1 protein-coding gene and 1 CRISPR repeat array are annotated in these 672 nt (G+C 49.4%); the gene reads left to right on the top strand.

Going from position 1 to position 672, the window contains the following annotated elements; all coding sequences use genetic code 11:
* The coding region (locus tag VT06_RS16990) for an integrase core domain-containing protein (RefSeq protein ID WP_152659066.1) at positions 1 to 336 on the top strand (336 nt) is incomplete at its 5' end.
* 27 nt (positions 337 to 363) lie between these two features.
* Positions 364 to 672: direct repeats of the CRISPR family, unit length 29 nt; unit sequence GTCTTAATCCCCTTTAGTGTCGGGGCAAC.

The raw sequence follows: 672 nt of genomic DNA, 5'->3' as shown, positions 1-672 counted from the left end.
ACCTTGAAATACCGACCTGACTATCCGAAAAAGGCGTTTGCTAACCTGGCAGAGGCCCGTCAATGGGTGCAGCGATTTGTGCAGTGGTACAACAATGACCATCAACACAGTGCGATAGGCTTTGTCACGCCGTCACAGCGCCATGCTGGTCAAGACTCAGCCGTTCTGAAGCAACGGGAAGAAGTGTATGCACGTGCTAAAACGGCCAATCCAAGACGTTGGAGCGGTGATACACGAAACTGGGAGCGGGTTGCTATTGTTCAACTGAATCCGGATAAAAACGAAGAGATTGGTCACGTAAAAGTGGCAAAAGAAGAGCAGCTAAAAGCAGCTTAATTAAACATAACTCAGGCGACAACTAGCTTGACAGCCGCCGTTAGTGTCGGGGCAACGTTTGAACCTATCCTTAACGCTCAGAACCACGTCGAGTACGGTCTTAATCCCCTTTAGTGTCGGGGCAACGTTTGAACAGAGACGCACGACTTGCATAGCGTGCAAGAGCTGTCTTAATCCCCTTTAGTGTCGGGGCAACGTTTGAACTTAAGGAGTCCGTCATGGGCTTAAAGAAAGTTGGTCTTAATCCCCTTTAGTGTCGGGGCAACGTTTGAACCCCAAGTGGGAGTGCAGTAAACTTTGGTCAGATGTCTTAATCCCCTTTAGTGTCGGGGCAAC

The sequence above is a fragment of the Arsukibacterium sp. MJ3 genome (assembly GCF_000987765.1).
Classification (GTDB): Bacteria; Pseudomonadota; Gammaproteobacteria; order Enterobacterales; family Alteromonadaceae; genus Alishewanella.
This window is presented reverse-complemented; position numbering and strand designations above follow the sequence as displayed.